Here is a 25,556-nt window from a genome sequence, read left to right as displayed (position 1 = left end):
ATGGATCAGCTTGCCCAAGACCTCTATCTGTTCCCGGCCTCCTTCGCCCAACGCCAGATCTGGTTCGTCGATAACTTCATGGGGGCAAGCGCGATCTACACCATCGCCGGGGCCCTGACCCTGTCCGGCCCGCTACGGGTGGACCTGCTAGAGGCCGCTTTGGACCAGGTCAGTGCCCATCACGAGACGTTGCGGACGCGTATCGTCGAACAGGATGGCGAACCCCGCCAGTTGATTGATTCCACCCAGCGGATTCCGCTCAGCCTGCATAAGCTGGAGCATGTGGTGGAAACGGAACGGTGCAAACTGGCCGGTGTAATGCTAAGCGAAATGGCACGCATCCCGTTTGATTTGGCGCGCGGGCCACTCTGTCGCGTGGACCTGCTTCGGATGAAAGAGCATGACCATATTTTGATGCTCTCAATCCACCATGTGATTGCCGATGGTATCTCGCTTGGGATTATGCTGCGGGACCTGTTTGACGCCTACAATGCCGCTTGTGACGGGTGGGGTGCTCCGTTACCCGAGTCGACCATCGGGTTTGCGGATTTCGCCGTGTGGGAACAGGACCAAGCCGACGGCGATGGCCTGTCGCTGGACAGCGCCCGCGATCATTTGCGCGATCTACCGGTGCTGCGTCTGCCCACCGATCACGCACGCCCTAAGATCTTTACCCATCGCGGCGCGGATCTAAGCTTTCCTATCCCAGATAGCTTGGGCGCGGCGGTCCAAAGCACGGCCCGGAAAAATGGCACCACGCCGTTTACCATCTTGCTGACAGCCTATGCTGCGTTGCTGGCAAGATTAAGCGGTCAGGGGGATTTCAGCATCGGTATCCCCTTTGCCAACCGCCTCTTGGAAGAGACCCGCGATCTCATCGGTCCGTTTGCCAATGTGGTGCCGCTGCGCATCAGAATGGAGCCCGGCGCTAGCGGATTGGATGCCATCGCAATGGTCCGGGGTGAATTAAGCCGGGCGCAATCGGTGCAACAGGTGCCCTTTTCCCGGTTGTTGGAGACCGATGGGGCGGCCCGCGACACCAGCTATCCGCCGCTGTTCCAAGCTTGGTTCTCCCTGCGTCCGCCAATGGCTCCGCTCAGGCTGAAGGATCTGAAGGTTGCGCCTCGCCCGATCCCCTCCACCACGGCGAAATGGGACCTGAACTTCGAACTGATCCCGCAAGGGGAGGGGTTTGAGGTTCTGGTGGAATGGGCGACGGACCTCTTTGAGCGCCAAACGGTCGCGCACTGGGGTGATCTCTACCTGCAATGCTTGACCGATCTCTGTGTTACGCCGGAACAACCCGTGGCACGGCTCGCCAACCAAGAGGTCTCGCCGCATCAGGCCCGACTTTGGTTTGTGGATCGATTCGAGAACGGCGTGCTCTATCCCGCGGCCCCCACCTATTACAACATGTCCGCCTGGACCCAACTCCCCTTTGGAGCGGGTCCGGAGGATGTGGCCCAAACCCTCGCCCAGATTTCCGCACGCCATCCGATCTTGCGCACCTGCTTTGACACCGAGGCGGATCTGCCGATCTCCACCCTCGGCGATAGCACAGATACCGTCCCCGTCCCCGTCGCCCACCGAAAAGAGGTGGCGGACATCGCCCGCACGCTTGCCGAGGAAACCCAGCGCCCCTTCGATCTGAGCAAGGCGCCTTTATGCCGCGCGGTTCTGCTGGAACCCTCTGTCGGGGAGCCCGTCTTGCTCTTGGTTGCTCACCATATCATTGTCGATGGGGTGAGTCTGCATCAGCTGATCAGTGAGATCAGACAGCTGTTAGCGGGCAAAACCTTGCCTGACATTGATTCAAAACCACGAGCCGCCCCGACGGACAAGCCAAGTGACATCTCCTATTGGCGCGAGGCACTGGCGGGACTGAAACCGCTTGTGCTGCCTACGGACCATCCGCGTCCGGCGGTGCATACCTTCGCAGCGGCAAAGGCGGCGCGCAGCTTAAAGCTTGAGACCGTGGTGGCGCTGGAACGGATCGCCGTGGACCGGGGGCTGGATCTCTCGGATTTACTGCGGGCGGCCTTTGTCGGTTCTTTGGCCCTGCTCAGCGGCCAGAAGGATATTGTGCATGGGGAGACCCTGGCACCGTCAAAGCCCGGCGTGTTAGGGGCCTACACCAATCTGGTGACCCTAAGATCCAATTTGGAGACCTGCAGGTCTCTGGCTGCCCTGGCGGCGCGGTGCCGCACCCTTCGCCAGGCAGCCGAGACCCATGGCACGACCCCATTCGACCGGGTGGTGCTGGCCTTGAAACCCGATAATGATATGAGCCGTACGGCCCTGTTTGACGTGTTGTTTGATTACGTTACCACCGAGGATACCGACGGAATTTACGAAACCGGGTTTGGCTGGGGCAAATACGATCTGACACTGGGCTGGCGGCACACAAAAACCGGGCTGGCGGCCAATTTGATCTACAATCTGGATCTATTTGACCGGGCCAGTGGGGAACGTTTCGCCGATCTTCTGATTCGCGCGGTGGAGGCCTTCGCGGAGGATATTGATCGCCCACCGCATGTCCTCGGCCTCGCCACATCCGCCGAGATCGCCGAGACCCGGGACAGATTGACTGCCCTAAAGGCCCGCACCGCGAGTGGTACCATCATCGCGCGCTTCGATGCGATGGTGGCTGAATGCGCCGAAGCGATCGCCATTTCCGAAGGCAGTTTCCAGATCACCTACAGCCAACTGTCAAAGGCGGCAAATGCCGTGAGTGAACGGCTTAAAGCCGCTGGCGTCGGTCGAGGGGATCGGGTCGGGCTACTGATCTCCGCCGGGGCCGACTTCATGGCCTGTTGTTTGGGGACAGTGCGGTTGGGGGCAGCCTATGTGCCCATTGATCCCACCTACCCGCAAGACCGCATCGATATCCTCTGTGAAGATGCGGATCTGGCGGTGCTTTGCGTTGCTGAAGGTGAAACCGGCAGCTTCGATCTGCCCGTAATGCCCCTGCCGGAAATGGAAACCCTGGTCGCCACGGGACCGGAAAGACCACCCGAAACCTGGGCCCAGCCGGAAGATCCGGCCTATATGATTTTCACTTCCGGCTCCACGGGGCGACCGAAAGGGGTGGTGATTCGGCAAGACAGTGTGATCAATCTGCTGTTCATGCGCGATTTGCCGTTCCAATTCGGGCGCGGCGATGTCTGGACCCTGTTTCATTCCCCGAGCTTCGATTTCTCGGTCTGGGAGATGTACGGGCCGCTGCTCAATGGCGGTCGCTTGGTGGTGGTGCCGCCCGAGGCCCGGCTGGACCCTGCCCGGTTTCTAGATCTCTTGGTCGCTGAAGGGGTCACGGTGTTGAACCAAACCCCGGCGGCCTTCTACGGCCTCGCCCAAGAGGCCGTGCGGGCAGCCGTGGACAATCTGATGCTGGAGGTGGTGATTTTCGGCGGTGAAGCGCTACAACCCGCCCGGTTGAAAGATTGGTGTCGACGCTTCCCCGATATCCGCCTCGTCAATATGTATGGCATCACCGAGACCACGGTGCATGTGACCCATTGTGATGTGAGTCCCCGCGATATTGCCGATGGGGTCAGTGTTATCGGTCAGGCCTTACCCGGTTACGGGGCGGTGCTGGTGGATGAACAGCTGCGTCCGGTAACCGATGGAGTTCCGGGGGAAGTCTGCATCACCGGACCCGGGGTGGCGGTTGGTTACTTCGGACACAAAGAGCTCACCGAACAACGCTTCTGTAGTCTTCCCGACTTCCCTGGCCACCGCTTCTTCCGTTCCGGCGATTGGGTGCGCCGAGCGGCGGATGGGCGACTGGTTTATGTGGGGCGGATCGATCAACAGGTGAAAGTGCGCGGCTTCCGCATCGAGCTGGGCGAGATTGAAACCGCCTTGATGAACATGCCTGGCATTCAAGCTGCCGTGGTGCTGCCCGACGGGGTTGGCAATGATGTGGATGGTTTGGCCGCTTATTTTGTGGCGCAAACCTCTGTCACCCGTTCAGCATTGGTGGGGCATTTGCTGAAAAGCCTTCCCACCTATCTGCATCCCAGCCGCTATTTCCAACTGAAGGCGATCCCGGTCACCGCCAATGGCAAGACCGATACACGAGCCTTGCGGGAGGTATCGCAAACTCAGAGCGCCCTCGGGGAATCCACCGCTACGATGGAGAAAGCTCAACCGCAAGCGGGTGTCACCAACGCTGTGTTGGGCGAACTTTGGCGGGAATTGCTGAAACGGGAGACGGTCGGCGCGGAGGACAACTTTTTCGAGATTGGCGGGCATTCCCTGTTGGCCTGTCGATTGGTGGCTCGCATTCGGGATCGCCTGAATGTACGCATACCGGTACGCACCGTGTTTGAATGTCCGACACTGATCGGTCTGAGCTCTGAAGTGGATCAACTGCTGAGCGGTTGCGCGCCGGGGGAAGAGCCGATGATTCCTCGGATCGAACGCCACAATGCCCTGCCCCTGGCCCCGGCTCAGTTGGGGATGTGGTTCTTGCATAAGCTGGATCCCAACTCGGCGAGCTATAATATGCTCACCGTCGCGCGCATGGACGGGGCGTTACGGGTGGCGCTTTGGGAACAGGTGGTCGAGGAAATTCAGACCCGTCACGAGACCTTGCGCACCCGCTTCCACGATGTGGATGGTCGCCCGGTACAGTTGGTTTCGCCCGGCGCGCCGAGCAAGCTGGAGGTGATCGACCTGACCCATCTCCCCCGTGATACGCGCGAGGCGGAAGCAAAACGCCGGATCATTGAACGCGGCCAGACACCCTTTGTGCTAGAAGTCGCCCCACTGATGCGGGTGATGCTAGTGAAGCTTGACGAAGACAGTCACCTATTGGGCTTTGCCTTGCACCACATCATCGCCGATGGCTGGTCTCTGGGCGTGCTGTTGCGCGATATGCTGTCGATGTATCACAGCTTGGACAACCAATCCCCTGTCGCCCTGCCGCCGCTGCCCATCGGCTACCCCGATTACACCGCTTGGCAAATCGGCCGCCTTACGGATCAACGCCGCACCAATCTGCTCCGTTATTGGCGCACCCGACTGGACGGGGTGGCCCCGCTGGAGCTGCCCACCGACCGGCCCCGATCCCCGGAAGGTACTGCCCAGGGCAAAGAGATCAGCTTTACGATCCCCGACGCCCTGATGGCAAGGGTCCAAAAGATCGCGGCTGCGGCGGAGGCCACACCCTATGTGGTGCTACTCGCCGCCTTCCAGGCCCTGCTTTCCCACTTTACCGGCCAGTATGACATTGCGGTTGGCACCCCAGTGGCCAATCGGGACCACCCGGATATCCAGGATGTTGTCGGCTGCTTTGTGAATGTGGTGGTGATCCGCACCGACCTGTCGGACCGCCCGGATTTCCACGCTCTGGTGGACCGGGTACGACTATTGACGCGGGAAGCCGATCAACACAGCGAGCTGCCTTTCTCCCAGCTCACCGACGCGCTCCGCCCGGACCGGGACCCGGACCGCCCTGCCTTGTTTCAAGTCCTGTTTTCCCACATCGTCGATTTCGACCCGCCGCAATCATTGCCGAGCCTTAAGATCGAGCCTGTTTCTCTAGATGTGGGCACCGCGCAATATGATCTATCACTCTATGTGGATGAGACAGGGGACGGGGTCACCGCCCGCCTCGTCTATCGGCTGGATCTTTTCGAAGAACAGACCATCCAACGGCTTCGGGAAAGGCTGCTGCTGCTCTTACAAAAGGCCACCGCGCAACCGGATCTGCCAATAGCAAAGCTGGATATTCTTACCGAGGCGGAACGGACCGATCTGGCGCGTTGGAACGAGACCGCAAGAGACTATCAAGCACCGGAGACCCTCGCCGCGTTGCTCCGGACCCAAGCGGCGCAGACCCCCGAAGCCTTGGCCTTGGAAAGCGCCGATGCGCTCTACAGCTATGGCGAGCTGCAACGTCGGGTCGATGAATTGGCCGCTCTGCTGCAAAGCCGAGGCGTGGGCCCGGATGTACCCGTGGGGATCTGCCTGGAGCGGTCCGCCGACATGGTCACCGCCATCTTGGCCGTGATCGCCGCCGGAGGGGCCTATATGCCCATGGATCCGGACTTGCCGACCAAGCGCCTAGAGGCCATCTGTGCCATAGCCAAACCCCGCTTGGTGGTCACCTGGCGACGCTTTGCCAGTCAACTCCCAGACGACGCAGCGCTGCTTTGTTTGGACGCCAACGAAACCCTGGCCGAGCTGGATGCTGCCCCACCATTACGGCCCTGTGCGGCCGGAGGTGACGACCTCGCATATATTATCTTCACCTCCGGTTCCACCGGAGAGCCGAAAGGGGTGATGGTGCCCCATCGGGGCATTGTGAACCGGCTGCTATGGATGCAGGAAGCCTATGGGCTCACCACCTCTGACCGGATATTGCAGAAAACCCCATTTTCCTTCGATGTCTCGGTGTGGGAGTTTTTCTGGCCGCTGATGATCGGCGCTCGGTTGGTCTTGGCAAAACCTGGCGGACATAAAGACCCAGAGTATCTCTGTCGTCTGATCTCCCAGAGCGGCATCACCACGATACATTTCGTCCCCTCCATGCTCAGCCTATTTTTGACAGTGGCTGACGCGCAATCTTGCCGCTCACTGCGTAGGGTCTTCGCGTCCGGGGAGGCCTTGGCGCCGAGTCAAGTACAACGCTTTTTGGAACTGGGCTTGGATGCCCGACTGTATAATCTATACGGGCCCACGGAAGCCTCCGTGGACGTGACCGCCTGGACCTGTTCCGCCGAGGACAGGGACCGTGTCCCTATCGGTCGGCCCATCGCCAATACCCAACTGCATGTGCTGGACCCGGAGGGCCATCCTCTGCCCGCCGGTATCCCCGGCGAGTTGTTCATCGGCGGGATCGGGGTCGCGCGGGGCTATTACGGTCGCCCCGAATTGACCAAAAGCCGCTTCGTTGTCGACCCGTTCCGAGAAGATGCCGGAGCAACTCTGTTTAAAACCGGTGATCGGGCGCGCTGGAATTCCGATGGGGCATTGGAATATCTCGGTCGCTTGGATGATCAGGTCAAACTGCGCGGTTTCCGGGTCGAGCTGGGGGAGATCGAAGCGGTCCTCCGCAGCCACCCGTCCGTGCATGAGGCCGCTGTCGCGCTCTGGGGCAAAAGCGAGCGGGCTGGACAACTTCTCCATGCCTATCTGGTTGCGGAGGTTGCCGGCGAGACCCTGAGCCTCGATGAGGTACGCGATTTCATTGGTGCTCGCTTGCCCAGCTATATGATACCGAGCGGCTTTACCGTACTCGATGCGCTGCCGCTTTCGCCCAATGGCAAGATCGACAGGCGTCGCCTGCCCGAACCGGATCAAAGCGATAAGCGCAGTGGTTCACGCACCCCCATTTCACCCATGGAACTCAGGATCGCGGCGATCTGGGAAAAAGTCCTTGATCAGCCTGTCCGCGATATCACCAAGAACTTCTTTGATGTCGGGGGCAACTCCCTCTTATTGGTTCGGCTCGGTACTCTCCTACGGCAGAGTGTTGCTCCGGATCTCAGCTTGGTGGACCTGTTTCGCTTCCCCAGTATCGATGCCCTGGCCGATCATTTGGATCGTCGGGAGGAACAGCAACAGGCCCGGAGAAAGGGCTCTCTCCCCGTCGGCCATGGGGTCCGACCGGGTAGCTCCGAGATTGCCCTTATCGGTATGTCCGGCCGCTTCCCGGGCGCCCCCGACATAGAGAGCTTCTGGCGCAATCTCTGCGATGGCGTGGATGCCGTTACCTCGCTGGATCGCGACACCCTATTGGCCGCGGGTGTGCCCGAAAGCATCGTGGATGACCCCCACTATGTCGCCAAAGCCGCAACGCTTGCGGATGTCGATCTGTTTGATGCGGAATTCTTTGGTTACGCACCGAAAGATGCGATCTATCTCGATCCGCAAGGCCGGTTGTTCCTGGAATGCGCCCATGAGGCTTTGGAGCGCGCAGGCTGTGTGCCGGAACGCCAAAACCTTCGGGTGGGCGTGTTTGCCGGATCGGGATTCAGCACCTATGGCTTGGCCTTGCGCGATCAGGTCCAATCGGTCGGGGGGACCGGAGAGGCCATCCAGATGCTGATTGGCAGTGATAAAGACTACTTGGCCTCCCGTACCGCCTACAAGCTGGGGCTGAATGGTCCAGCGGTCGGGGTGCAAACCGCGTGTTCCACCTCTTTGGTGGCAGTCCATTTGGCCTGTCGGGCCTTGCAGGATCGGGATTGCGATGCGGCCTTGGCGGGCGGCAGTTCCATCACCGTGCCCCACCATGTGGGCTACCTGCAGGAAGAGGGATCCATCACCTCCCCGGTCGGGATCTGTCGCACCTTTGATGAGGCCGCCGATGGGACCGTACCCGGCAATGGGGTCGGGGTTGTCTTGTTGAAGCGATTAGATGATGCCTTGGCGGATGGCGATCATATCCATGGCGTCATCCGAGCCTCGGCGATCAATAATGATGGGGCGGATAAGGTCGGTTACACCGCGCCCTCGCTGCAGGGACAGGCTGCGGTCATTGGCGCGGTGCATGACAAGATGAACTGTGGGTCCGAGACCATCGGCTATGTGGAGGCCCATGGCACCGGCACGCCGCTGGGGGACATGGTGGAAATCGCCGCGCTGAAAACCGCTTTCGCGCGAAGCGGCTTGCCGGAGAGTTGCGCTATTGGCTCGCTGAAAAGCAATATGGGCCATCTGGATGCCGCCGCCGGTGTGGCCGGGCTGATGAAAGCGGCCCTTGCGGTGGAAACAGGGCGGCTACCGCCGAGCTTACACTACAGCAAATCCAACCCACTGCATGAGTTGGAGGAAAGCCCCTTTCGGGTCAACACCCGCCTGCGTCGCTGGGATTCGGAACGCGGCCCCCGTCGGGCTGCGGTGAGTAGTTTCGGTATTGGCGGCACCAACGCCCATTTGGTGGTGGAAGAACCGCCTGCGCGGACCTTCACAGCTGTCAGTGAGCCGCAGCACCTGCTCGTGGTCACCGCCCGCACCGAGGCCGCGTTACAAAGGCAATGCGAGCAATTGGCCGATCATCTCCAAGACCATTCCGACCTGGACTTGCGCGATGTGGCCCACACCCTGTTGCAGGGCAGACGGCATCATATGCTGCGACACGGGATCATCGTCCGGGACAAGGAAGAGGCGGTAGCGAAGCTCCGCGCCGGTCCAATCCGTCATACCGCCTCGACGGAAACCGCCAAACGTCGGATTTGGGACTTCGGCACCGTGCCCGTGGCCCATGCCGTCCCCCGCCGCTTCCTTGAACGCACCATCGCCTCCCTGCCATCGGCGCAGGCGGAGGCGATCCTCGCCGCCGATCCCAATGCGAGCAGGCTTACCCGCTTTATCCATCGCCATGCCACCGCCCTGATGTGGGAGGAAGCCGGACATCTACCCGACGCGGTGACCGGAGCCGGGCCGAGCCTTCTCGACGCAGCCTGCTTCGCCGGGCTGATCCAATTGGAGGATGCGGTGAGGATCGCGACCTTGCTGGCCGATGGGGACGAGGCGGCGGCAACACGCGTGGGCTCATTACGCCGCGCCGTGCCGCGCCTGCCGATCTTGGACCCTTTGACCGCACGGGAACTTCCTGCGGGCGCCGCCAACTGGCCAAGCCTGCTTACCGCGTCTGATGCCTGGGTCGCTCCACATCCTGGGTTAAGGCGGGACGGGAATAGTGATCTGATGGCGATTGCCGCCTACCCCCTAGCCGAGGCGGTGGCAGGCGTGTTCTTAGCCGGACGTGATCTGGACTGGTCGGCCTTCGCCCCGGACCCCACCCCCCACAAGGTGACGTTGCCCACCTATCCATTCGACCGCAAACGCTATTGGTTCGAGACCGCCGTCAAACCTCAAATCTCTGCGACGGAACAAGCTGGCCTCTACCGTCCGGTTTGGACCCGCCGGACCGTTGGAGATACCAGAAGCCAATTGGCAACCCGACCCTGGGTCTTGGTCGGTGAGGGGGGCCCGCTCTGGGAGCGGATAGCGGACCGCTTGCGGACAAGGGATGCCCAGGTCTCCCATCTGAAAGAGATATCCTCGGATCATTTGCCGCCAGAGGGCGCACGCTTGCTTCTGCCCTGCTTCGGCGACAGCTCCTTCGATGACATAGCGAGCCAGGCAGGCCGGTTGGTGGCCGGCGAGTGGACCGGGCAGCTCTGTCTTGTCAGTGAAGGAGGGTGTGATGTGTTGGGGAGCGAAACACTGAATCCGGCAAGGGCGCAATTTGCCGCCTTCTCCCATGTGGTCCCGCAAGAAGCACCGGGCATTCTGGCCCATCTGGTGGATATCGGCGAGGCCGGTCACAAAGACGCCGATGGGGTGATCCGCTTGGTCTCCGAGGACTCGGTGAGCCCCGTCGCTGCCCTACGGGCCGGTGTCGCCTGGGTGCAAGATTTCCTGCCGGAGGTGACGACACCCTCTGAGACGATGTTGCGCCGAGAGGGGGTCTATCTGATCACCGGGGGTTTTGGACGCATGAGCCGAAGCTTTGCCCGGCATCTGGCGAAAACCTATGACGCCCGCTTGGTGTTAGTGGGCCGCACCATCGATCCGGCCCTGATTGCCGAGCTTGAAACAACCGGGAGCCAAGTGCTCGGCTTATCGGCGGATCTTTCCCAAGCCGGTGCCATGTCAGCGGTGATGGAGAAAGCCCAAGAACGGTTTGGTGTGGTGCATGGGGTGATCCATACGGCGGGCGTGCTGGACCGAGATGCCCAAATGCTGCTCACCAAGTATATGGGGGGGCGCGCCGAGACGATCCGGGCGGCCAAGGTGGTTGCCGCCAGTGAGTTGGCCGATCTCTGTCACGACGGCGGGGCGATGGATTTCTGCCTGCTCTGCTCCTCTCTCTCCACCGTGTTAGGTGGGGTTGGGTTTGCGACCTACGCCGGGGCCAACCATCATCTGGACGCCTTGGCCGATCGACAATCCCGCACCAACGGACCAGTTCTGATCAGCGTTGCCTGGGACGGCTGGGATTATGAAGGTCAGAATCCGGGAACCCTTTCCCCCCGCCAGGGTATCGCCTTGCTGGAGCGAATTCTGATGCGCGGTGGTCCCCACCGGGTCATCGCGGCGGCCAGCCCCTTGAGCCCGCGCCTGGATCAATTCGTCACCCGGCTTCATCGGCAAAGAGAACCGGTCACCTGCACGACCGAGGCGGTGCGAATGGATCTGTCGGATCTGGAACGGATCGTGGCGGATGCTTGGGAACATTTCCTCGGCCTGCGTCCGAACCGGTTTGACGAGGATTTCTTCCAACTCGGCGGACATAGTTTGGCGGCTACCCAGATCGTCCATGATCTCGGCGGAAAATTGGGGGTCTCGGTGACTTTGGCCATGGCGCTCGGCCACCCCACCGTGTCCGGTTTGGCCAAGCAAATCCAGCAAGTCCTGGCAGCGAAAACCACATCGAAGAAGGTGGAAGAAGAGGATGAGGAGGAAGGTTTCCTATGAGTGTGCAAACGCTGATCGACCGGCTGTCCGTCGCGGGCATCCGCCTTCACGTCGAAGATGGGAAGCTAGGTTTCCGGGCCCCGAAAGGGGCGCTCACCGATGAGCGCCGGGCGGAAATCAGCGGCTGCCGGGAGGAATTGATCCACCATTTGCAAAGCGACCTCGGCCAAAGCGCCCCGCTTTCCCACGCGCAGCGGCGTCTCTGGCTGATTGAGCAATCGGTGTCGGTGGGGGCGGCCTATTGCATCATCGGTGGGGCGCGGATTGACGGTCCTTTGGACGTGTCTCGGCTGGAAGAGGCGTTGAACGCGGTGATGCGGCGTCATGAGTCCTTGCGCACCCATTTCACGCTACAAGACGACACCCCGCGCCAGATCGTGGCCGAGGGACTGAGCGTCCCTTTCACCGTTACCGACGCCTCCGACGCACCCGATCCGGACTCCGCCGGGAAGGCGCTACTGACCGAGACTCTGGCCCGCCCGTTTGATTTAACCCGCCCACCGCTGTTACGCGCCCATTTGGTCAAGCTCTCCCCCACCCGGCATTTACTGGGCCTTTGCCTGCATCACATCATCGCCGACGGTTGGTCGATCAGTGTGTTCCTGAAGGATCTGGGCGCAGCCTACGAGGGGCAGGATATCGAGGCCATCGCCGCCCCCTCCTATCGGGACTATGTGCGGGCACAACAACGGGAGTTCCCCGGCACCGCATTAGAGGATCTGAAAGCCAATTGGCGAGACCGCTTGGCAGGCTGTCCGGATTTGTTGGAGCTCCCCGCCGATCGCCGCCGTCCGCCGGACAGGGATCAACGTGGACAGACCGTGACCACACGGGTTTCCGCCAAGCCTATTCGGCAATTGGCCAAGACCTTAGGGGCGAGCCCCTTCATGGTGGCATTGGCCGGGTTTTATGTGCTGCTGAACCGCTATAGCAACGAGGCTGATCTCTTGGTCGGCGTGGCTCTTTCGGGCCGAGAGGATCCAGCTTATGAGGATTTGATCGGACTGTTGGTGAATACCTTGCCCATGCGCGCCGATCTGTCCGACGCGCCCAGTGTTCGCGAACTGATATCCAGAGTACATCAAGAAAGTGTAGAGGTGTTGCGCGATGGTGCGATGCCTTTCGATCTGGTGGTGCAGGCCATCAATCCCCTGCGCGATCCCCGCTGGCATCCGATCTATCAAACCGCCTTCGCCTATCAAAATGTGCGCCGGGAAACCTTGTCGCTGGGGAGTGCCGAGCTGGAACCGGTGCCGCTGGACACCGGCTATTCCCGCGTGGATTTGGGCTGTGCGGTGGAAGAGCAAGACGATGAGTTGCAGATCTCCTTTGAGTATACCACCGATCTCTTCGATGCTTGGCGCATGCGTCAAATGGTGCGCCATTACGGCAACATCCTCACCACCCTGGCCGAGGACCCGGAGTGCCCGATTGACCAGATCCCCTTTTTGGATGCCGATGATCTCAGGTCTCTAAACGCGCTCACCGGCGGGGCCGATGTGGGTGCGCCAGAGGTCAACACCACGCTGTTGGAGGCGATCCAGCATTGGGCCGCCGTCGACCCGACCCGACCTGCGTTGGCCGCTACCGACGATGCGGGCGCATCCCTCAACTATGGGGAGCTGGATCGTCAATCCAACAGATTGGCCCGCCACCTCATCACCGCCGGGGTCACGCCTGGCAGCATCGTCGGCTTGTATTGTCATCGCTCGGTCCCCTTTTTGGTCGGTATCGTGGCGATCTTGAAGAGCGGGGCCGCCTATCTGCCGCTGGACCCGTCCGTGCCGGAAGCCCGGCGGGATTTCATCATCGACAATGCCGATGTATCCGCGCTGATGACGCTTGGCCAATATGAAAGCGATCTCCGCGAAACCGGTCGCCCTTTGGTTCTGTTGGAAGGGGCGGAAGGTCCAGACGATGCGGGGGCTGAGCCGATCCAAATCGAATGCGGCCCGGATGATCTGGCCTATGTGCTCTACACTTCCGGCTCCACCGGTGCGCCCAAGGGGGTCTGCGTCACCCATCGCAATGTGGTCAGCTTTTGCCTTGCCATAAGTCGATTTGGCGAGTTTGAAAGGCGCACAATGTTGCACACGGCCTCAATCTTGTTTGATGCCGCCACCTTTGAGATTTGGCTGCCGCTGACCAGGGGCGGGCAGATCATGGTCGCGCCAACGGGGCCCCTTGGCTCTTTGGATATTGCCAAGATTTTAACGGAACATGACATTCACCACGTGTTTTTGACCACCGGTTTGCTCAACCGCATGATCGACGAAGCACCGGAGGCTTTGGCATCTCTGGAAACGATCTGGAGTGGGGGAGAGGTGGCGTCGCCCGTGCATCTGCGACGCTTGGTGGCCCATATGGACAAGGGCACTTTCTTCAACGCTTATGGGCCGACAGAAACCACGGTGATGGTCACCCTGCAACCACTGACGGCAGGCGACGAGGTGCCCGACCCAATACCCATCGGTAAGGTGATGTCCAACGTGCGTGCCCATGTGGTCGACCGTCACCTGAACCGGATGCCCTTTGGCGTGCCGGGGGAATTGGTGATCGGCGGAGATTGCGTCAGTCGAGGCTATTTGAACGCGCCGGAAAAAACCGCCAAGGGATATTTGGACTCCGTACCCCACCTGGGCGAGGGACGCGTCTACCGCACCGGCGATAAGGTCTGCTGGCGATCGGACGGTACATTGGACTTCGTCGGCCGTATCGATAATCAAATCAAGCTGCGCGGCTTTCGTATCGAACCCCAGGAAATCGAGAGCCATCTGCTCTCTGATCCCGCCATCTCCCAGGCCGTGATCAAAGTGTTTGGTGATGGCCAACGGGCGCAAAAACTCGTCGCTTATCTGGTCCCGCGTGAGGGGGAAGAACTCAATGTCCGACAGATTCGACAGACCCTCGCCAAGCGTGTGCCCAATTATATGGTCCCCGCCGCCTTTGTCAGGCTCGACACCTTGCCGACAAAACACAACGGCAAGGTGGATCTAAACGCCCTACCGGAACCGGGCGCGGTTGAGCGGAAGACACCACCTGTCGGGCCAACCAATCCTGTCGAAGAGACACTCTGCCGGGTTTGGTCCGAGCTCTTGTCGGTGAAACAGGTTTCAATCCATGACAACTTCTTTGAGCTGGGCGGGGATTCCATCCTGTCCATGCAGGTGGCGATGCGTGCCGCGCGAGCCGGTATCGGCCTGACCATGCGTCAGCTGTTGAAATACCAAACGGTAGCCGAACAAGCCGCAGCGGCGGAAACCACCTTGCCGAGTACACAGGCCAGCCCAACCCAGCCGGTCTTGGATTTACCGCTCACCCCGATGCAGTCCTGGTTCTTCTCCCGGGACCTGCTCGAACCAGCCCATTGGAACCAATCGGTGCGGTTGGCTGTTCGACATAGGGTCTCGGTGGAGGTTCTATCTGAAGTCCTGAACAAGTTGGTCGGTCGACATGATGCACTACGCCTCCAATTCCGTGCAAAGGACGGGGAATGGATCGCTGATATCCGAGCCGCGACGGAGGTAAATGTTCCCGTCACCTGTCATGGCCCGGATGGGTTCGAACAAGGCTGCCGCGCTGCCCAGGCAGCCCATGATTTCAACGCCGCTCCGCTTCTGCGTGCGGTACTTTGCCAGAGCCCAGAGGGCAACGTCACCCAACTTTTCCTTACCGCCCATCACTTGGTGGTAGACGCGGTGTCTTGGCGGGTCATCGTGGAAGATCTCTCCGCCTTGTTGGCGGGCAAGGATCTTCCGCCATCACCCTCTTGGGCCCATTGGGTGCGCAGCACCGAGAAGCGGATGCATGACCCGGCACTGATGCAGGCCGTGCGCGGCCTCATTGCCCGGGTCGAGAGGGGCCAGTCGGCAGGCCCCCCCTGGTGCGGACGCCAGGACGATGAGGCCCTGGTCACGGTCACCCTATCCCAAGAGCTCACCAAGCGCCTCTTAACCCATACCAAGGGTCCCAAACAGCTTTTGCCCGCCGCAATCGCCGGGGCGGCGGTGGATTGGGTCGGCTCTTCCTCGTTCGTGATCGAAGTGGAAACCCATGGCCGCGATCTGCTCTCTGATCAGGATGCAAGCCGTATGGTGGGGTGGTTTACCATCCTCACCCCAATCCTGATTGACTGGAGGGAGGATCAAGACTCCTTGGCGGCTATGGCTGATACCCTTGCCCGGATTGAGCTCGGACTCGAGGTGCCAGACGCCCATGCCCGGCTGACCTCTTTCGGACCCAAGCATCTGCGTACTCCCCTCTCCGCACTTCCCACCGGCGAGATCGCGATCAATTATATCGGTGTGTTGGATACCGCAGTCTCCGATGACGGGCCGTTCCAACCGATGGATACCCCATCGGAGTTGGATAAGGCGGCGTCGAACCTGCGCACCCATCGGTTAGAAGTGGTCGGCGCCGTTGACGGTGGTCAGTTGCAGATCGCATTCCGATTCAATGCCGGCCAAGATACGGCGGAGGAAATTGAAGCCTTGGCTGCACGGGTTGAACGCGTGCTCGATCAAACCCTTCGGCAGGACCTTCCCCCCCCCTTGCCCCGTTGGGTCGCCCAAGCGGGTGCGGATCCGGATTTGGTACAGCGGATCTGTGAGAGCCTGCGGTGCAAGACCGAGGACATCACCCAAATCCTGCCCCTTGCCCGCCAGCAACAGGGGATGCTCCTAGATGCTCTGGCCGGGCCGAGCTCCGAAGCCAATGTGGAACAGTCGCGGTTGGTCTTATGCTGTCCCTTCGATCCGGACGCCCTGGGTCGAGCCTGGCGCATCATCGCCGAACGACACCCGATCTTGCGCTCCGGCTTTGTGTGGCAAGGCCTCTCACGTCCCGTGCAAGCGGTCCTAAAGGCCGAGATCGCCCGGCCCGAGGTGCATGTGGTCAAGACCCATCCGAACCCGGAGCACTGGTTGCGCGATCTTCGGGCGAAAGGCATTGATTTCACCAAAGCCCCGCTGATCAACCTCGCCATGATCCGAGCCGAACAGGCCGATGACTCTTTTGCATGTGTCCGTGCACGAGGGACCTGGGTGCTGGCGCTAACCTTCCACCACAGCCTGCTGGATGGCTGGAGCTTGCCGGTACTCGTCGCCGAATTAATGGCTGCCTATCGCGCCGAAATCACCCAAGATCGCAGCATAGCCTTCCCACCGGTCCGGCCCTATAGCGATTATGTGGCGTGGCAAGAGGGGCAAGACGAAGCCGCCGCCGAAAGAGTCTGGCGGAAGAATTTAGCCGACTTCCCCGGACCGGCGCTGCCCGGAATTGAAACACCAGATACCCTTGGCGGGAGCGGTTATGGCGATGCCCATGCGGAGTTGGGCGCGGACGCTCTGGCCAAACTCACCGCCGCAGCCCGGTCCCAATCCCTGTCGATGAACATGGTCGTACAGGGAGCGCTCGCCATCGTGTTGAGTGCCATTGGCGGCGGGCGGGATGTGGTGTTTGGGGCCACAACCTCCGGCCGTCCGACAGGCTTGTCGGGCAGTAACGCCATGATCGGGTTGTTTTCGGGCTCAGTGCCGGTACGGATAAAGTTGGCGGCGGGACAGGCCTTCTGGCCGCTGTTGAGCGCGTTGCAAGAGGAGTCCGCCCAAGGGTGCGAAGTGGATTATCTCGGCGCCGGACGGATCCATAACTGCACGGATCTGTCCGCCGCGATCCCGTTATTTGAAATCCTATTGGTCTATGAGAATTTCCCCACCGGCCAGGACGACAGCACCGAGCCCGACTGGCAAATCCAAGATTATACAGCGGTGGGATCGCGAACCCGCTATCCCGTTGCCCTGCTCGTGATGCCCGGCGAGACCCTGCGCTTTCACCTGATCCACCAACGCCACCGGGTACCGGATGCGGTTGCACACAAATTGCTGGGGCTGCTGACGACCTGCTTGGACCATATTGCCAACGGCGAGACCGACATCGACTCCCTGCTACGCACCGCCCATCCCCCTGAGCCGCTCGCCATTCCCAAGGCGCCCTGGCGAGAGAGCCCTGGGAAGACGGGCCGTGCGCCCACCACGCCGACAGAGCTGCGGTTGGCGAACATTTGGGCGGAGGTGCTGGGTTTGGAGTCCCTGTCTGCCGAGGCCAATTTCTTCGAACTGGGCGGGCATTCCCTGAAAGCCATGGATCTGGCGGCGCGTTTAAGCAAAGTGATGGGCCGGGACTTCCCGATATCGCTGTTATTCGCCCGTCCCACCCTGGCCGAACTGGCTGCGGCGGTGGACCAAGGCTTGGTGCGCCCCTTGCCGGTATTGCCCCTCGCCAACGAGGACGCCTCCCACCCCCCCGTCTTCCTCTTCCCCGGTGCCAGTGACACCCCCCATGCCTATGGGGATTTGGCCAGGGATCTGGGAGGTAATCAGCCCGTCCACGGGCTGCACTACAAAGCCCTGCGCGACATCGAGAACATTGAGCCGACAGTGGAAGCGCTGGCCGCCCGAGCTGTGGTGGAGATGCGCCGGTTGCAGCCGGTGGGTGGCCTGCGGCTGGTCGGTCATAGTTTCGGCGGTGCCGTTGTCCTGGCCGTCGCCGCCTTGGAAGAGGAGGCCGGTCGATCGGTGGATTTAGCGGTCGTGCTCGACCTGCCCCCACCGCCGATCGATCCCACCCTACTGCCCGCCAATGATGAGGCCGGGTTGATTGCCGAGATTGTGGAAGCAGCTGCCTTGTTCTTTAACCGACCGATCCCGCTTACCGCTGCGGATTTGTCCGGTCTGGATAGACCCGAGCGGCTCACCCGGTTCACCCAGGCTCTGGTGCACAGCGGTCTGCTTCCCGACGGGATCGGTTCGGCTGCGGTGGAAACGGTATTGGAAAATTACCGTTTCTGCATTTCGGCATTGAAGGACTTTCATCCGAAACCGCTCGCCACAAGGCTCCATGTGGTGGCGGCGGAGACCTCGTCTTTCGAGGTGCCCGGTGCGGAGGGATGGTCATCGATCACCTCCGGCGGCGCGGAGCGACACCAAGTGGTGGGAGACCACATCACCATGATCACGGCCCCCCATGTGGCAACACTTGCGACCGTTTTGCGGAAATTATTGACATCAATTGACTGATGTGGCGACGAGGTAGGAGGTTTCAAATGAAAATATTGTTTGTCGGCCCCGCCACTAGCCTGCATATGGTGCGTTGGATCAACCAGCTCGAAGGGGCCGGCTTTGATGTTCATATTTTCCCCGTCGAGCCCACGCCGCTACATCCCAAATTCCGCAATGTGACCCTGCATCACGCCGTGTTTAACCGTCGCCCGTTTGATGAGCAGGATGTGGCAAAATTAGGTTTACTCTGCGCGCCGTCCACGGAAGAGACACCCTCCGGCGGCTGGGCCTTGGGTCGCCGTCACAAACGCTTTGATCGCAGTGTATCACAAACCGGCTGGCCCTGGCCGTTCCGGGAGGGAGCCAGGAAGATAGAACAGGGTCTGGAAAAACTTGCCCCGAAACGCTTCAGCCGCGCCGCCGCCTTAGCGCGCACCATCCGTAGGATCAAACCGGATCTGGTGCATTCCCTGGAAATGATGACCGGCGGCTATTTGGCCTTGGCCGCGAAAGCCGAGCTAGAGCGGGATGCTCTTAAGTTGAACCGGAAGCCTCCGCTAGGGGCCGTTTTCCCACCTTGGGTCTTGAGCAATTGGGGGTGCGATCTACAGCTCTTCGCCCAACTGGCCGAACATGAACAGCGGGCCCGGCAAATCATGGCGCAATGCGATTATTACAGTGCTGAATGCGCCCGAGACATAAAACTGGCCCGCAGTTTCGGCTTTACCGGTCGCGCCTTGGCCGTGCGGCCCAATGCCAGTGTGTTCGACTTGGAACGTGTGCGGAAAATGCGCCAGCCCGGCCCGACCTCGGAGCGCCGGATGATCCTGTTGAAGGGGTATCAGGATTGGCACGGTCGCGCATTGATCGCGCTACAGGCCATGGAAAAAGTCCAGGAGCTGCTCACCGATTACAAGATCGGCATTTATCTTGCTGCACCGGCGGTTCGAGTGGCGGCGGAACTGATGAGCCGCCGCACCGGCATTGACGTGGAGTTCATCCCTTTCAGCTCCCACGACCACATGATGAAACTGCACGGCCAGTCCCGGATTTCCATGGGGGTGAGTATCAGTGACGGTATTCCCTCTGCCCTGTTGGAAGCCATGGCCATGGGCTCCTTTCCCATTCAATCGGACACGTCTTGCGCCGATGAGTGGATCACCGACGGCGAGACCGGGCTCCTCATCCCGGGCGAGGATGTCCTCGCCACCGCAGAGGCGTTGCGTACCGCCTTGATTGATGACGATCTGGTCAACGGGGCGGCGGAGGCCAATGGGAATGTGGCCGAGGCGAAAATGGATCTGGTCAAGGTGCGCTCGGAAGTCGCCGCCGCGTACCGCCAGCTGATTGAAGAAAACCGCTTGAGAAAGGTCGTTGCATGAGCCAGGCCGTCCATGAAATTGCTCCGTCCCTTGCCCATCCTCGCCCGATCCGTTTAGAGCCAAAGGCGCAGGGTTGGCTGGTCCGCATCGGTACCCCCAGCCGACAGGCTAAGCGCAGCTTGTTTTGCTTTACACATGCGGGCGGCGGGGCGGTGGATTTCCGAGACTGGCGCCCCCTGCTTCCCGACGACATGGACCTGTTTGCCCTGCAATTGCCGGGTCGCGGCAGCCGATTGCAGGAACCGCCTGCGGAAAAGATGTCGGAGGTGATCAACCAGGTTCTGGCACTACTGCCCCCTTACCTAGACAAACCGTTTGCGTTTTTTGGTCATTCCTTAGGCGGACGGATCGCCTTCGCCTTAGCCCAGCAACTGCAATTGCGTGGGCTGCCGACGGCGCAATTGCTCACCGTCGCCGCCTCCCGCCCACCGGGGTTTAACGCGGTCAATGTGATCGGCATGTCCGATGAGTCCCTGCTCAGCCATTTGATTGAGTTGGGCGGAATGACGGCGGAGATCCTTGACAATGACGAGTTGATCAAGCTGTCGCTGCCGTCGATCCGGGCCGATTTCATCTTGCACAACAGCTTAAATGTGCCGTCGCATCCCTTGGTCTGCCCGGTCCTCTCCATTGGCGGGCGGTCTGACAGCAGTATTGGCCGACAACATGTGCAACGTTGGCAAGACACGACTCAATCCACTTTCTCTCTGGAGATGGTGGACGGAGATCATTTCTTCCCCCGCAAGGATCGTGCCCAAGTGATCCAGATGATTCTCGACCGCTTCTCGGAAACGGTGAATTAAAATGGCTAAGGAAGCCCTGTTACAGGTGATGGAACGCGAGTTCTTTGCCTCTGAAGACCCCGATCACATGGCCTGTACCCATATGGCTTCTCTGGTGCACGCAAGACGCTTGCAAGCTCCGACACCGATCAGATGGCAACCGGGGCAGAAGCTGAAAATCCTGCTCATCACCTATTCCGGGGCAGGCAATATCGGTGCGGATATCCGGGTCAGCGAGATCGTGCGGCAATTGCGCAGCCTCTATGGTGAGGACCATCTCGAACTGTCTTTGCTCTCCCCGGACCGGCGGGCGGATCAGGAGCTGTTTCCCAATGTGGCGGTGAAGACCATCGACAAATATTTCCCAGTGTTTGTCGCCGAACAGGAACGAGCACATGATGTGGTGATTGCCTGTGAAGGCTCCATGTTCAAATCCACCTTCTCGCCCACCTTGACCGCCATGCTGAGCGGTGGGTTGGGCCTGGCAGTGGCAGCGGGAAAACCGGCCATCGCCTATGGGGCTGAGGCGGGCAAGATGCAACCCTATTTGGCAGACATGGTGAAAGATACCACCGTCGGTTCGCTTGTGATGTGTCGCAACGATGCCTCGCGTGATCTCTTGCAAGAGCTGGGCGTGGCCTGTCACTCGGGCACCGATCCGGCTTGGACCTTCGCCGCCTCTTCGAGAAACCGCGCCGAGGAAATCCTGCACGAGGCCGGATGGAATGGCAATTCCCGCGTGCTCACACTCTGTCCGATCAATCCGTTTTGGTGGCCGATTCGCCCGGATTTCAAAATGGCGGAAGAACTGGCCACCACCGGGGCACATAAGGACATTCACTTAGGCTCTGTCTTCTTCCACGCCCATTCTCCGGAACGGGTGCGCAAATACACCCATTATCTCCACCAGATCGCCGAGGCCGCGAATCGCTTTGCCGCCGAGACCAACGCTTTTGTGGTGGTGGCCGGTATGGATCGCCTTGACCAACGGGCCTGCCGCGAACTTCGCGCCCAGTTGGATTGCCCCTCCGCCGGGTTGGTCAGCGGCGAGGTCGGGCATCGGGATATGGTGGCGGTACTGCGCCGCTCCGACTGGCTGGTGAGTTCTCGCTTCCACGCCCTCGTCACCGCCATGCCCGCCGGTACCGCATCGCTCGGAATTTCAATGGATGAGCGCATCGGCAATCTACTGGGCCAGAGGGGCAGCAGCCGGGTTCTGAAAACCGATGATGAAATGCTGGGCCCGAAACTACTCGACCGATTACGTGCCTTGGATGGGGAGCGGGATCTGATCGCCAAGGAAAGTGCGGAGATCGTCGCATCCGGCGTTCTATGCATGGCCGTGATGGGCCGGCAACTCGCCGCCGAATTCCAACGACTCATCCCAGCCTTTCCGGCGCCAGATTTGCCAGAGACTGGCGCCTATTTGCCACCGCTCCCCTCCGAAATCTCGGCTTTGGTCAACAAGGCGCAGGCGGTGCTATAGCCCTTTGGTGGCTACCTTGACCAGTGTGTTAACGGGATATGGGCACGATTTGATGATAGGCCTCATATGGATGCTGTGAATCACGGTACACGATAGGTGGTGTTTCCCCGTCACGGGGCTTTGCCCCGTCCCCCACTGGGGCCGAAAGGCCCCAGATCCCGGACATTTATTGGCCGAAAGGCCCCAGACAGACCCCGGGCTAGAAAAAGGGAAGCCTGGGCAATCGCCCAAAAAAACGAGACAGTGTTGTGTATTGTTCTTCTTGCGCCCATCGGCAGAAGCTGGGCATTTCCTTTTCGCCGGGTTCGCTTTCCGACCATTCGGGTTACTGCGTTCGATGGTACCTCTCTCTTATCCGAAGAGGCATTTTTCCTTCGAACATTCCCTGGTGATCGGACCGCCGCTATGATCCGAGCGGAAGAGATAAGGAGGACCGGGTATGTCCGATACCACCCAAAAGGGCGATCACGGCGCGACGATGGATGGGCTGTCCGTAGTGGTGGTTCCCCGTGACCTGGAAACACTGGAGATCGTCCGTTTCGTTCAGGAGGTCGGCAAGGTGGTCGGAGCCAGGGTTCATCCCCTTTCCCTTTCGCCCCAGGGACGGGTGCTTCTGTCCCAGGCCGATATCAACGATATGGGGGGGCAGGTTATCCTGGTATCGATTGCCGACCAAGCAGTGAGGGCCAGGATCGAACGGACCGGACGCGGGGTGGAGGGGATCGATCATGCCGTCCTTCAGGACCGGTGGTCTCCCTTGTCCCGGTTGGAACGGGTGGTCCAGTGTCTGGGGCTGGAACCGGGGGACCGCGGACCGGCGGGGTTTGACGGGCGGCGGCGAACGGTTGCTGCCGGAGCGCGGGACTTTATTCCTGGCTTGGAACGCCTCGACCCGGGCGGTCTGGCCCGGTTCGGTGACCTTCGGGGCCAGGATCTGACCCTGCGACGCGCGGTCAGGGCGCGGGCGCCCCTAGACCCTCTCTCCTTCGATCCCGTGACATGGGCGCCCGATCTGGAGGTAACGCGGACTCTCCTCTCTGAGGCGGTCACGGCCCTTGACGCGGGACGGGCAGGGGGATGGACGAGGGTTCTGGACTGTCGGGTCGGGGGCAACGACCGGCAACGGGTTGTCGTCGCCCGCCTGCCCGCACGATTTCACGAGGTCGCCGAGGATGCCGTCTACGCCTGGGTGTCCCATTTACGGCCCGGCGGTTGGCGCGAGGAGGGGCAGTCCGTCGAGATGGTGGTTCTTCTGGGCGCAGAGGGGGAGAGCGGGGAACGACCGTCGGACAGTCGGGGCATGTTGTGGTCCGGTCCCGCATCCCGCCGAGCATGGCTGCCCCATTGGTTTGGCGAGACCGCCCGGGACCGGGCGCCGGGCCTGGAACGCCATGCCGAGGGCGGGGGGATCCTCCGGTTTACCGCTTGGGATACCTTGGGCCAGCGCGCCCAGGAGGTGGAGGCCATGGCCAATCTGGTGCTGGAGGACATTCTGTCCGGCGCCCGGCCCCTCCAGGGGTGGCGGACCATCTTCAGCATTCCCCTGTTTCTCGGGGATGCGCTGGATCCCGATGCGTCGCCTTCGGGTGATCCCCCGGCGGGGACACCGAAGTTGACCGAGGCAATCCTGGCCCATCTGGCGGCCTGGCGGGCTCGGGCTGGATCCGCGCCCCGTCCCGAACCGCTGACGGTCACCGATCAGGAGCGTCTGTATTTCCTGCCGGACCTTCGGGATCGCCTGCTTCCCCCGGTTTCCGCCCCGGAGGTGGATCAGGAGGGGGGCTGGCGGGAGGCGGAAAGGGATATCCGGGCGGGTTCACGCCTCGTGGAAATCGCCTTGCCCTGCGATGACCTCTCCCTGTCCCTGACCATGGCGGAGCTCGCCGGTCGGGACGGCGGGACCTGTCTGAGGGTTCCGTTGGAAAGCCTCCGGTTGGTCTTCGTGCCGGGGGAGGTGGTTCTTCTGGAATGGACGGTGGGTGGGCAAGCTGCGAGACGCGCGGAATGGGGAACCACCCTGCTGGACGTTGTCGATGGGGGAGGGGAGGCCGAAGGAGAAGGTGAGACTCTGGCTGAGGTGATGACCTTCAATGCCGAAGTCCGCTTGGTCTTTTCCGCCTGGCGTGAGGAGAATCCGGAGCGCCGGGAGATCTTGCCCGTGGTCACTCTGTTGCGGGGTGGGGCGGAGATTGGAACCTTGATCCGGAACCGGGAGGTCTCCCGCTGCCCGATCACCGGTTGGCTCGCCGCCCTGATTGCCGAGGCGACGGGGCTGAGCGGGGCGGACCTTGGGGAAACGGGAAGCTCCGGGGTTGGAAATGCCGGACGGCTGCGGCTGCTTTGTGACGAGCGGGCTCGAGTGGTAACGGCGGTGTTTCCCCAGGGCGGGGAGCCTGTTTCGCCACCGGGCCGCCGGGCGCTGGATTGTCTCCGGGCGCGGATTCTGACCGTCGACCCCTATGGGGAGGGGCCAGCCTATGACGCCGCCCAGACCACGGCGGAATACCGGCGGGGGCTTTACGACCGGTTCGCGGACATGGGAACGGTCCTTGGGGCGACCGCCCATTCCCTGATGATGGTCGCCTGGGCCAATCCCTTTGCCCTGTCGACCCTGATGGCTCATATGACGACGGTTTACCGGCGCCTGTTCCTGGTCGCCCAGGCCCAGGACGCGGCCCTGGCCGGGGAGGCGCTGCGTTTGGCGGAGATCCTGGAGCGGGCGGATATCCCCACCGCAGCCGGAGTGGGGGGCAATCCCGATGCCTGGATCACGGCGGTTCGGTCGGCCCATGGGCGTTTTGCCGCGCAGCTTTGCGAAGAGCATCTGAGTTCTCAGGTGCAGGGGCGGGAGGTCTTCGCGTTGATCCGTCAGAGTATGGAGCTTGATGCGGCGTTTCATGCCGCCGAGCGCCGTTTGGACCGCTTTGAGGCCTGGGGGGCCTCCCTGAGAAACAGGCGTCCAAGCCAATAGGAAGCGGTTTTTCTACCCCAGTGAAACCCGGTTCTCGTGGACAAGCGGAAGGGCGTTCACCCCGTTGGAAGCCATCACATGGGGTGATGATGGCAGCGTGTACTGTTTCAGTCCGCGTGGATGAGCGGAAGGGCGTTCACCGTCCAGGCGGATCGGCAGCGGCCGCCGCGGCCCGTTTCAGTCCGCGTGGATAAGCGGAAGGGCGTTCACCCCCGGAGGCATCCGGTGGGACAACCACACGCCAGTTTCAGTCCGCGTGGATAAGCGGAAGGGCGTTCACCGCACTTCGAGCCGCGTCTGATCGAGATTTTCGTTTCAGTCCGCGTGGATAAGCGGAAGGGCGTTCACCCCCGGAGGCATCCGGTGGGACAACCACACGCCAGTTTCAGTCCGCGTGGATAAGCGGAAGGGCGTTCACCGCACTTCGAGCCGCGTCTG

Annotated in this window: 6 protein-coding genes and 1 CRISPR repeat array; all 6 genes read left to right on the top strand. The window is 61.2% G+C overall.

The annotated features are described in order from the left end of the window. The 6 genes from ACLIRY_RS14385 to ACLIRY_RS14360 all read left to right on the top strand — a co-directional run bounded on the left by ACLIRY_RS14385 (position 1) and on the right by ACLIRY_RS14360 (position 25,118). Positions 1-11,439, top strand: coding sequence for an amino acid adenylation domain-containing protein (locus ACLIRY_RS14385; protein WP_413206106.1), 11,439 nt, complete (start codon positions 1-3; stop codon positions 11,437-11,439). Beyond that, the gene (locus tag ACLIRY_RS14380; protein ID WP_413206105.1) at positions 11,436-18,515 is read left to right on the top strand and encodes an amino acid adenylation domain-containing protein; all 7,080 of its coding nucleotides are present in this window, start codon (positions 11,436-11,438) and stop codon (positions 18,513-18,515) included. Before ACLIRY_RS14385 ends, ACLIRY_RS14380 begins: the two co-directional genes overlap by 4 nt. 26 nt (positions 18,516-18,541) lie before the next feature. Beyond that, on the top strand, positions 18,542-19,879 hold the full coding sequence (locus tag ACLIRY_RS14375; protein ID WP_413206104.1) for a glycosyltransferase family 4 protein: 1,338 nt from the start codon (positions 18,542-18,544) through the stop codon (positions 19,877-19,879). Next, positions 19,876-20,682: a thioesterase II family protein gene (locus ACLIRY_RS14370; protein ID WP_413206103.1), complete on the top strand. Its 807-nt coding sequence runs from the start codon at positions 19,876-19,878 to the stop codon at positions 20,680-20,682. The genes ACLIRY_RS14375 and ACLIRY_RS14370 overlap by 4 nt, the downstream gene beginning before the upstream one ends. Position 20,683: 1 nt before the next feature. Then, positions 20,684-22,147: a polysaccharide pyruvyl transferase family protein gene (locus tag ACLIRY_RS14365; RefSeq protein WP_413206102.1), complete on the top strand. Its 1,464-nt coding sequence runs from the start codon at positions 20,684-20,686 to the stop codon at positions 22,145-22,147. A gap of 439 nt (positions 22,148-22,586) precedes the next feature. Then, positions 22,587-25,118, top strand: a complete 2,532-nt coding sequence (locus tag ACLIRY_RS14360) for a hypothetical protein (protein ID WP_413206101.1) — start codon at positions 22,587-22,589, stop codon at positions 25,116-25,118. 104 nt (positions 25,119-25,222) lie between these two features. Further along, positions 25,223-25,537: direct repeats of the CRISPR family, unit length 37 nt; unit sequence GTTTCAGTCCGCGTGGATAAGCGGAAGGGCGTTCACC. Positions 25,538-25,556: the final 19 nt, after the last annotated feature.

Source organism: Rhodospirillum sp. A1_3_36, from assembly GCF_047263945.1.
Taxonomy (GTDB): domain Bacteria; phylum Pseudomonadota; class Alphaproteobacteria; order Rhodospirillales; family Rhodospirillaceae; genus Rhodospirillum.
This window is presented reverse-complemented; position numbering and strand designations above follow the sequence as displayed.